The following is a 3,298-nucleotide window of genomic DNA, read 5'->3' on the forward strand; positions in this document are numbered from 1 at the left end:
ACACCGCGAGAGCCCCACCCCCCTCTCTCGCCCCACAGCCCACAGCGGCCCGCCCCCGACGATCACGCCCGCTATCACCACCCCCCCCCCCACCCCCCGGGGGCCGCCGCCGTGGCCCCCCCCCCGAGCGGGGAACTCGACGGCGGCACCTTCACGTTCGGCATCTTTGCGGACAGCCCGCACCCCACCTGTTCCACCTGCCTGTGACGTGTGGCACGATGCCCGCAACTCCTTCCGCACCACCGTCACAGGAGACATCCCGCGTGCAGCCCCCCGCCGTCCCGGACCTCGCGCACACCCACGCCCGGCCGGTGCACTGGCTGGCCACCGCGACCGCCATGGCCGCCGTCGTGGCCGCCGCCGGCCTGCTGCAGCCCGGCGCCGCCACCGCCACCACCACGACCGCGGGCAGCGGGACCACCGCCCCACGACCCGCCCCCGACGCCGCCTCGGCCGACTACCCCCTGCAGTGCGGGGGAGCCCCCGTCAAGATCGCCCAGCGGGCCACGGGGGACCTCGACGGAGACGGGAACCCGGAAACCGTCGCAGTCGTACACTGCGAAGCCGGATCGGGGACACCTCCCCACGCCGTCTATGTGCTGACCCACGCCAAGACCGGCCCGGACGCGCGCGTGGTCGCGACCCTCGTCGAGTCCTCGGAGCAGAAGAGCGTCTCGGCTCTCGCCGTACGCGACCGGGCGGTCACCGCCACGCTGCTCGGCTACTCGTCCCCGGACGTACCCAGTTGCTGCCCCGACGAGCAGGAGCGCGTCAGCTGGCGCTGGCGGGGCGGAAGCTTCGTCCGCGTGGCTCAGGCCGACGCGAGGAGTGTGTGACGGGTCACTCCGCGTCAGGGCCGTAGACCTCGACCCTGTCCGAAACCCGGCGCACGTGGATGCAGTCGCCCGGGCACTCCTTCGCGGAGTCCACGACGTCCTGGAGCAGCGGCAGCGGGACCGGCGTCGTCGCCCCCGTCTCCTGCAGCAGCTCGTCGTCCGAGCCCTTCACATAGGCGAGCCCGTCGATGTCCAGCTCGAAGACCTCGGGAGCGTACTGCGCGCAGATCCCGTCCCCGGTGCAGAGATCCTGGTCGATCCAGACCTCCAGCGCCTCGCCGGCGCCCGTCGTCGGGGCCTCGTGCTGCACGGTCATGTCTCCTGCCGTTCCTGAGCGTCGAAAGAGATCGTTCTTCTAAGTCCGGTCAAGCCTGACGGGTGTTGACCACTCACGACGATACAACCGCCCGCTTTCCGATGTTGATGGGTGGGTATTCCACTGGCGTGAGGGGAAGCGCAAGGGTGAAGATCGGACACGCCTCGACAGTCTTTGTGATCTAGGGGTTTCAATCACCACCCACGCAGGTAGGGTCAGGAAGCGTCCAGCTCCCCTTGGAGGAGGTGAGGACCGTGGCAGCCCACGACGACGACATCAACCGCGGCATCCGGCCGGGGCGGGGGTCTGAAGACCCCGCCGGCCAGGTTGCCTATCTCGAGCAGGAAATCGCCGTCCTGCGCCGCAAGCTCGCCGACTCTCCGCGTCATACGAGGATTCTCGAAGAGCGGATCGTCGAGCTGCAGACAAACCTGGCCGGCGTGTCCGCGCAGAACGAGCGGCTCGCCAACACACTCCGTGAGGCCCGCGACCAGATCGTGGCCCTCAAGGAGGAGGTCGACCGGCTCGCACAGCCACCGGCAGGCTTCGGTGTCTTCCTGCAGGCCAACGAGGACGGCACCTGCGACATCTTCACCGGGGGCCGGAAGCTCCGGGTGAACGTCAGCCCCAGCGTCGAGCTCGACGAGCTCCGGCGCGGCCAGGAAGTCATGCTCAACGAGGCGCTCAACGTGGTCGAGGCCATGGAATTCGAGCGCGCCGGGGACATCGTCACCCTCAAGGAGATCCTCGAGGACGGCGAGCGCGCCCTGGTGATCGGGCACACGGACGAGGAACGGGTGGTCAGGCTCGCCGAGCCGCTGCTGGACATCACCATCCGCCCCGGCGACGCCCTCCTGCTCGAACCCAGGTCCGGCTACGTCTACGAAGTGGTCCCCAAGAGCGAGGTCGAAGAGCTCGTCCTCGAAGAGGTCCCCGACGTCGACTACACCAAGATCGGCGGCCTCGGCGGCCAGATCGAGATGATCAGGGACGCGGTCGAGCTTCCGTACCTCTACCCGGACCTCTTCAAGGAGCACGAACTGCGGCCTCCGAAGGGCATCCTGCTCTACGGTCCGCCCGGCTGCGGCAAGACGCTGATCGCGAAGGCCGTCGCCAACTCCCTTGCCAAGAAGGTCGCGGAGGTCACCGGCCAGCCCGCCGGTAAGTCCTACTTCCTCAACATCAAGGGCCCGGAACTCCTCAACAAGTACGTCGGCGAGACCGAGCGGCACATCCGCCTCGTCTTCCAGCGTGCCCGTGAGAAGGCGAGCGAGGGCACCCCCGTCATCGTCTTCTTCGACGAGATGGAGTCCCTCTTCCGCACCCGTGGATCCGGAGTCAGCTCGGACGTCGAGAACACGATCGTCCCGCAGCTGCTCGCCGAGATCGACGGTGTGGAGGGCCTGGAGAACGTCATCGTCATCGGCGCCTCGAACCGCGAGGACATGATCGACCCCGCGATCCTGCGGCCCGGCCGGCTCGACGTCAAGATCAAGATCGAGCGTCCGGACGCGGAGGCCGCGAAGGACATCTTCGCGAAGTACCTCACGTCTTCGCTGCCGCTGCACGCCGACGACCTCTCCGAGCACCAGGGCTCGAAGGAGGCCGCCGCCCACGGAATGATCCAGTCCGTGGTCGAGCAGATGTACGCGGAATCCGAGGAGAACCGCTTCCTCGAGGTCACGTACGCCAATGGCGACAAGGAAGTCCTCTACTTCAAGGACTTCAACTCCGGAGCGATGATCCAGAACATCGTGGACCGGGCCAAGAAGATGGCCATCAAGGCCTTCCTCGACCACAACCAGAAGGGCATCCGCGTCTCCCACCTCCTCCAGGCATGCGTGGACGAGTTCAAGGAGAACGAGGACCTGCCCAACACCACCAACCCCGACGACTGGGCCCGGATCTCCGGAAAGAAGGGCGAGCGGATCGTCTTCATCCGCACCCTTGTCACCGGAAAGCAGGGCGCGGACACCGGGCGCTCCATCGACACGGTGGCGAACACCGGTCAGTACCTGTAGATCGCACACCGGCGGGGGGGGGGGGGGGGGGCCCGCACGCCCCCCCGCCGGCGGTTTACAAGACCACAACAAAACTAAAATAAAAACCCCCCCCCCCCCCGGCGGCGCGGCGCGAGGGGGCTGTC

At 67.9% G+C, this 3,298-nt stretch carries 3 protein-coding genes; 2 read left to right on the forward strand and 1 reads right to left on the reverse strand.

What is annotated here, in order from left to right:
* The first annotated feature begins 263 nt into the window (after positions 1-263).
* Positions 264-836, forward strand: a complete 573-nt coding sequence (locus ACFVZW_RS19870; RefSeq protein WP_384522982.1) for a hypothetical protein — start codon at positions 264-266, stop codon at positions 834-836.
* Positions 837-840: 4 nt separating this feature from the next.
* On the opposite strand, the gene ACFVZW_RS19875 is transcribed toward ACFVZW_RS19870, so the two are convergent.
* Positions 841-1,152, reverse strand: a complete 312-nt coding sequence (locus ACFVZW_RS19875) for a ferredoxin (RefSeq protein ID WP_384522984.1) — start codon at positions 1,150-1,152, stop codon at positions 841-843.
* Between the two features lie 254 nt (positions 1,153-1,406).
* Here ACFVZW_RS19875 and arc point away from each other — a divergent pair, with 254 nt between their 5' ends.
* The gene (arc, locus tag ACFVZW_RS19880) at positions 1,407-3,173 is read left to right on the forward strand and encodes a proteasome ATPase (RefSeq protein ID WP_376434445.1); all 1,767 of its coding nucleotides are present in this window, start codon (positions 1,407-1,409) and stop codon (positions 3,171-3,173) included.
* Positions 3,174-3,298: the final 125 nt, after the last annotated feature.

The sequence above is a fragment of the Streptomyces sp. NPDC059567 genome (genome assembly GCF_042735655.1).
Lineage (GTDB): Bacteria > Actinomycetota > Actinomycetes > Streptomycetales > Streptomycetaceae > Streptomyces.

Coding starts and splice junctions, on each gene's coding strand:
- ACFVZW_RS19875 (WP_384522984.1), bottom strand. CDS start 1,152: ATGACCGTGCAGCACGAGGCCCCGACGACGGGCGCCGGCGAGGCGCTG.